At 34.8% G+C, this 7103-nt stretch carries 4 protein-coding genes; 3 read left to right on the top strand and 1 reads right to left on the bottom strand.

Going from position 1 to position 7103, the window contains the following annotated elements; all coding sequences use genetic code 11:
* The 3 genes from rpoC to VGE71_RS09965 form a co-directional block, all read left to right on the top strand.
* A partial coding sequence (rpoC, locus tag VGE71_RS09975; RefSeq protein ID WP_331138198.1) for a DNA-directed RNA polymerase subunit beta' occupies positions 1-3879 on the top strand: 3879 nt, incomplete at its 5' end.
* Between the two features lie 10 nt (positions 3880-3889).
* Positions 3890-4201 (top strand): DUF3467 domain-containing protein, encoded by a 312-nt coding sequence (locus VGE71_RS09970; RefSeq protein ID WP_012024017.1) that lies wholly within the window; start codon positions 3890-3892, stop codon positions 4199-4201.
* A gap of 355 nt (positions 4202-4556) precedes the next feature.
* A complete protein-coding gene (locus VGE71_RS09965) occupies positions 4557-5282 on the top strand; it encodes a hypothetical protein (protein ID WP_331138197.1) in 726 nt (241 codons plus the stop codon).
* A gap of 70 nt (positions 5283-5352) precedes the next feature.
* On the opposite strand, the gene VGE71_RS09960 is transcribed toward VGE71_RS09965, so the two are convergent.
* Positions 5353-6945 carry a peptide chain release factor 3 gene (locus tag VGE71_RS09960; RefSeq protein ID WP_144215154.1) on the bottom strand — a complete coding sequence of 531 codons (1593 nt, stop codon included), beginning with the start codon at positions 6943-6945 and terminating at the stop codon, positions 5353-5355.
* Positions 6946-7103: the final 158 nt, after the last annotated feature.

Below are 7103 nucleotides of genomic sequence, written 5' to 3'. Positions count from 1 at the left end.
GTAGTAATCCAACCGGGTATTGCTAAAAATGCTGATGGTGAATCATTACAAAGATTAGATTTCTTAACTGAAGAAGAGTATTTGAATATTTTAGATACACTTCCAATGGAAAACCAATACTTAGATGATTTAGATCCAAATAAATTTGTTGCCAAAATGGGAGCAGAGTGTATTATGGATTTGTTAGCTAGAATTGACTTGGATGCTTTATCATATGAGTTAAGACACAGTGCTAACAATGAAACATCTAAACAACGTAAAACTGAGGCTTTAAAAAGATTACAAGTTGTTGAGTCTTTCCGTGAGTCTAATGAAAACCGCGAAAACCGTCCGGAATGGATGATTATGAAAGTGGTTCCGGTTATTCCACCAGAATTACGTCCACTTGTGCCACTTGATGGAGGTCGTTTTGCAACTTCAGATTTGAATGACTTATACCGTCGTGTAATCATCCGTAATAACCGTTTGAAAAGATTAATGGAGATTAAAGCTCCTGAAGTAATCTTGAGAAACGAAAAACGTATGTTACAGGAATCAGTAGATTCATTATTTGATAACACTCGTAAAGCTTCTGCTGTTAAAACAGAATCAAACAGACCATTAAAATCATTATCTGACTCATTAAAAGGTAAACAAGGACGTTTCCGTCAAAACCTTTTAGGAAAACGTGTGGATTATTCTGCTCGTTCGGTAATTGTCGTTGGTCCAGAGTTGAAATTATATGAGTGTGGATTGCCAAAAGATATGGCATCTGAGTTATACAAACCATTCGTTATTCGTAAGTTGATCGAAAGAGGTATTGTAAAAACAGTAAAATCTGCTAAGAAAATCATTGACAAAAAAGAGCCTGTAGTTTGGGATATCCTTGAAAACGTAATTAAAGGACACCCAGTATTACTTAACCGTGCTCCTACTTTGCACAGACTTGGTATTCAAGCATTCCAACCAAAATTAATTGAAGGAAAAGCGATCCAGTTACACCCATTAGTATGTACGGCTTTCAACGCCGATTTCGATGGTGACCAGATGGCGGTTCACTTACCATTAGGACCAGAGGCTATTTTAGAGGCACAATTATTAATGTTGGCTTCTCACAATATCTTGAACCCTGCAAATGGTGCTCCAATTACTGTACCTTCTCAGGACATGGTCTTGGGTCTATACTATATGACCAAAGAGCGTATTTCTACAGAAGATCACAAAATTATTGGTCAGGATTTGACTTTCTACTCTGCTGAAGAAGTAAACATTGCATTAAACGAAGGAAGATTAGAATTGAATGCTCGTGTGAAAATCCGTGCAAAAGATTTTAATGACGCTGGAGAATTAGTGTACCAAATTATTCAAACAACTGCAGGACGTGTATTATTTAACGAAGTAGTACCTGAAGCAGCTGGATATATCAACGACGTATTGACTAAGAAAAACCTTAGAGATATTATCGGACACATTTTAAGTGTGACTGATGTACCTACAACGGCAGCTTTCTTGGATAATATGAAAGATATGGGTTATAAATTTGCATTTAGAGGAGGTTTATCATTCTCTTTAGGTGATATTAGAATCCCAGAACAAAAAACGAAGTTAATTGCAGATGCTAGAGAGCAAGTTGAAGGTATCTCAACTAACTACAACATGGGTCTTATCACAAATAACGAGCGTTACAACCAAGTTATTGACGTATGGACTTCAGCAAATGCTCAGTTAACAGAGTTAGCAATGAAAAATATTAGAGAAGACCAACAAGGTTTCAACTCTGTATATATGATGCTTGACTCTGGTGCGAGGGGTTCTAAGGAGCAGATTCGTCAGTTAACTGGTATGCGTGGTTTGATGGCTAAGCCTAAAAAATCTACTGCTGGTGGTGGTGAGATTATTGAAAACCCTATTCTTTCTAACTTTAAGGAAGGTCTTTCGATCCTTGAGTACTTCATTTCTACTCACGGTGCTCGTAAAGGTCTTGCGGATACGGCTCTTAAAACAGCCGATGCTGGTTACTTGACAAGAAGGCTTCATGACGTTTCTCAAGATGTTATTGTTAACATCGAAGATTGTGGAACTTTAAGAGGTGTTGAAGTTGCAGCATTGAAGAAAAATGAGGAAATCGTTGAATCTTTAGGAGAGAGAATTTTAGGACGTGTTGCATTACAAGACGTTATTAATCCTCTTACTAACGAAGTAATGGTTCAATCAGGTCAACAAATTACTGAAGCAATTATGAGAACTATCGAAGCTTCTCCAATTGAGAAAGTAGAAGTTAGATCTCCATTAACTTGTGAAGCTTTAAAAGGTATTTGTGCTAAATGTTACGGTAGAAACTTAGCTACTGGTAAGATGACACAAAGAGGTGAAGCTGTCGGAGTTATTGCAGCTCAGTCTATTGGAGAGCCAGGTACACAGTTAACACTTCGTACGTTCCACGTTGGAGGGGTTGCTGGAGGTATCTCTGAGGAGTCTAGTATTGTTACAAGATTCGCAGGTAGACTTGAAATTGAAGATTTAAAAACAGTTAAAGGTGAAGACGGAGAAGGAAACTCTGTTGATATCGTAGTTTCTCGTTCAACTGAGTTGAAATTAGTTGATGAGAAAACTGGAATTGTTTTAAATACACATAACATTCCTTACGGTTCTAGTATTTTTGTTAATGATGGAGATACTGTTGCAAAAGGAACTGTAATTTGTAAATGGGATCCATATAACGGTGTAATTGTTTCTGAGTTTACTGGTAAGATTGCTTACGAAGATTTAGAGCAAGGACAATCGTTCATGGTTGAGATCGATGAGCAGACTGGTTTCCAAGAAAAAGTAATTTCTGAGGCTAGAAACAAAAAATTAATCCCAACTTTATTGGTTTACGGTAAAGAAGGTGAATTGATTCGTTCTTACAACTTACCAGTAGGTGCACACTTAATGGTTGAAAATGGTGAGAAAATTAAAGCAGGTAAAGTATTAGTGAAAATCCCTCGTCGTTCTTCTAAAGCAGGCGATATCACGGGAGGTCTTCCTAGAATTACTGAGTTGCTTGAGGCTCGTAACCCTTCTAACCCAGCTGTTGTATCTGAAATTGATGGTGTTGTATCTTTTGGAAAAATTAAGAGAGGTAACCGTGAGATCGTTATCGAGTCTAAATTTGGTGAAATTAAAAAGTATTTAGTTAAACTTTCTAGCCAAATCTTAGTACAAGAGAATGACTTCGTAAGAGCGGGAGTTCCATTGTCTGATGGTGCAATTACACCAGATGATATCTTAAGAATTCAAGGTCCAGCTGCTGTTCAACAGTACTTGGTAAATGAAATTCAAGAGGTTTACCGTTTACAAGGGGTAAAAATTAATGACAAGCACTTTGAAGTAGTTATTCGTCAAATGATGCGTAAAGTAAAAGTTGAAGATCCAGGAGATACTCTATTCTTAGAAGATCAATTGATCCACACTAAAGACTTTATCCTTCAAAATGATAAATTATACGGAATGAAAGTGGTTGAAGATGCTGGAGATTCTTCAGTATTGAAACCAGGTCAGATCATTACACCTCGTGAATTACGTGACGAAAATTCATTATTGAAACGTACAGATAAAAATCTTGTTGTAGCAAGAGATGTAATCACTGCAACTGCAACGCCAGTTTTACAAGGTATTACAAGAGCTTCGTTACAAACTAAATCATTCATTTCTGCGGCTTCATTCCAGGAGACAACGAAAGTACTTAACGAAGCTGCTGTAGCTGGTAAAGTAGATGATTTAGAAGGATTAAAAGAAAATGTAATTGTTGGACACAGAATTCCTGCAGGAACTGGTATGAGAGAGTACGATAACACTATCGTAGGATCTAAAGACGATTACAACGAAATGATGGCAAATAAAGAAGAATACATTTATTAATTAGGAAACTATGAGTAATCCGAAACAACAACAAGAGCAAATTAATATTGAGTTAGACGAAACTATTGCAGAAGGAATTTATTCTAATCTGGCAATTATTAATCACTCATCATCTGAGTTTGTTTTAGATTTTGTTAGCATTATGCCAGGTATTCCTAAAGCCAAGGTAAAGTCAAGAATTGTTTTGACACCACAACATGCTAAAAGATTGTTAAGAGCAATAGGTGAAAATATCCACAGATTTGAAGCAGCTCACGGCGAAATCAAAGAAACGGAACAAGCACCAATTCCGCTTAATTTTGGTCCTGCGGGACAAGCATAAATTTCAAAAGCCCCATTTTAAATGGGGCTTTTTTTATTCTTAGTTTAAAAATAAAATGTATTTCATCTGATTTAATTTACTTTAATCGACAAAATTTCTTTTCATTCCTGTGTTAAAGTAGATTTGCAAACCTATGAAAAGATTAATTTTTGAAATATAATGACTTAGTAAGGTTGATTGAATTCAAATTAAAGAAAAGCGCTGATGAAAGATTAGTGCTTTTTTTATATCTAATAGTGAGTTTGTTAGAGGTCTTTGTAAAAATATTTCGTTCGCTTCCCAACCTTTTGTTTAAAAATGTACTCTATATAAGTAAGAATCATTTGAAAGATTTTAATTTAAAAAGAAGTACAATATGAAAACGAAATTCACCTTAGAAATAGCAAGCCCATGTTCTGAAAATTTTGATAAAATGATTCCTAACGCAAATGGTTCATTTTGTAATTCTTGCATGAAAAACGTAATTGATTTAAGCAAGAAGACCAATTCGGAAGTGGCAAGATTCATTGCGGAAAATAAAGACACGAATATTTGTGCGAGATTAAAAACGACACAACTTGAAGAAGAATTTCAATATAATGAAGTGTCTAAAATCAATAACTTAAAATATGCGGCAGTGGCGGCATCTGTTTTATTAGTGTCAAATCTTTCGGCACAAGAAAAAGAGGTAGTTAAAACTGAAATAGGTTGTTCTGAGCCTGTTTATACGGTAGGTAAAGTGGCGTATAATCATAATACAAATGAGGAAGTTTCGATAATCATTCAAGGAAAATTATTGGAAGCAAAAACCAATAAGCCTTTTGATAGAAAAGAATATCCCAATTTGATGCTTGCTGTCGATGGTTCACAAGCTGTAAAAGTAAATCCGAAAACAGGAGAATTTTCTATAAAAGCTAAAATTTCAAAAAGCAGTAAAACCTTCATGATTACGATCACTGGAAATGATTATTATCTTTCAAAAGAAATATCTTTTTCTGCAAATGCGGTAAAAAATAAAGTTTTATCTCAAAATATAGTTATAGAAGCGGAAGAACTTACTAGAGTCTATATTGCAGGCGGATTAGGAATTAATTACAGATAATATAAAGATTAAAAAAGGCTGTCTATAGTATTTTAGACAGCCTTTTGTATTTTTTTCAATACAGAAAGTATTAATCAAACTCAGATGTAAAGAATAATTTTACACTTGGATATTTACTTTGTGTCATTTGAATTGTAAAATCTGAATCGGCTAAAAATACCAATTGGCCATATTTATCGTGAGCCAAGAATTTTTGTTTGATACGTTTAAATTCTTTGAATTCTTCGTTTTTAGCATCGTCTGGTTTTACCCAACACGCTTTGTGTACAGGGAAATTTTCATAAGTACATTTTGCTCCGTATTCGTGCTCTAAACGATATTGAATTACCTCATACTGAAGTGCTCCAACCGTTCCGATAACTTTACGATTGTTCATTTCTAAAGTAAACAACTGAGCAACACCTTCATCCATCAACTGATCAACACCTTTTTCTAATTGCTTAGCTTTCATCGGGTCAGCGTTATTAATGTATCTAAAATGTTCTGGAGAGAAACTTGGAATTCCTTTAAAGCTCATGATTTCGCCTTCTGTCAAGGTATCTCCAATTTTAAAGTTTCCAGTATCATGTAAACCAACAATATCACCTGGATATGAAATGTCTACAATTTCTTTTTTCTCTGCGAAAAAGGCATTTGGACTAGAGAATTTTAAATTTTTCTTCTGGCGAACGTGGTAATAAGGTTTATTTCTTTCGAAAGTTCCAGATACAATTTTGATAAACGCTAAACGGTCGCGATGTTTCGGATCCATATTTGCGTGGATTTTGAACACAAATCCAGACATTTTTTCTTCTGTAGGCTCAACTGTACGAGTTTCAGAATCTTTTGCTCTTGGAGATGGGGCGATTGTAATAAAACAATCTAACAATTCGCGAACTCCAAAATTATTCAAAGCAGAACCAAAGAATACCGGCTGAATTTTTCCATCTAAATAATCTTGACGCTCAAATTTTGGATATACTTCGTCAATTAATTCTAATTCTTCACGAAGTTTATTTGCTGCTTTTTCACCCACAATTTTATCCAATTCTGGATTGTTTTGAACATCAGAAAAAGCGATAGTTTCTTCAATGTTTTTACGACTGTCTCCGCTGAAAAGATTGATGTTTTCTTCCCATAGGTTGTAAATTCCTTGGAAATCATAACCCATTCCGATTGGGAAACTTAAAGGAGTTACTTTCAAACCTAATTTTTGCTCCACTTCATCCATCAAATCGAAAGCGTCTTTACCTTCACGGTCTAACTTGTTGATGAAAACAATCATCGGAATGTTACGCATTCTACAAACAGAAACTAATTTTTCCGTTTGTTCCTCAACCCCTTTTGCAACGTCAATCACAACGATTACACTGTCAACAGCGGTTAAAGTTCTAAAAGTATCTTCAGCAAAATCCTTGTGTCCAGGAGTATCAAGGATATTGATTTTTTTATCTTTATAATTAAAAGCAAGCACAGAAGTTGAAACCGAGATACCTCTTTGGCGTTCGATTTCCATAAAGTCACTCGTTGCTCCTTTTTTAATTTTGTTATTTTTTACAGCACCTGCTTCCTGAATAGCCCCTCCAAATAACAGCAATTTTTCTGTTAATGTAGTTTTACCAGCATCGGGGTGCGAGATAATTCCAAATGTTCTTCTGCGTTGTATTTCTTTTAAAAAGCTCATATTTCGTATAAATAGGTTGCAAAAGTACTATTAAATACGGCTTTATAAAAATATTCAGTTCTTAAATTTGGAAGTCTTTAAGTATTATTGATTTTTTTGAAAAAATAGAACTGTATACAAGAGGTTATAATAGTTTTGAGAGTATTTTTGATTAACAT

Source organism: Flavobacterium sp. (assembly GCF_036405015.1).
In the GTDB taxonomy this organism is placed as follows: Bacteria; Bacteroidota; Bacteroidia; order Flavobacteriales; family Flavobacteriaceae; genus Flavobacterium.
This window is presented reverse-complemented; position numbering and strand designations above follow the sequence as displayed.